We start from the raw sequence: 253 nt of genomic DNA on the forward strand, positions 1-253 counted from the left end.
AGATGATCCCGGCCAGCCGCCGCGGCAAGTACATTGCGCTGATGGACGGCTTCTGGCCGCTGGGCTTCGTCGCTGCCGGCTGCCTGTCCTACTTCCTGCTGCCGCTGACCGGCTGGCGCAGCATTTTCCTGGTGCTGGCGCTGCCGGCGGTGTTCGTCCTCGCCATCCGCTTCCTGATTCCCGAGTCGCCGCGCTGGCTGCTGAGCAAGGGCCGCGACGCGGACGCAGAACGGGTCATCCGCCAGGTCTACGG

Annotated in this window: 1 protein-coding gene; it reads left to right on the plus strand. The window is 68.4% G+C overall.

The window, feature by feature from the left end:
- Positions 1-253, plus strand: a 253-nt coding sequence (locus ACLJNW_RS26920; RefSeq protein WP_410961610.1) for an MFS transporter, incomplete at both ends; no start/stop codon positions are given.

It is taken from the genome of Salmonella sp. SAL4457 (genome assembly GCF_046548235.1).
Taxonomy (GTDB): domain Bacteria; phylum Pseudomonadota; class Gammaproteobacteria; order Enterobacterales; family Enterobacteriaceae; genus Salmonella; species Salmonella enterica.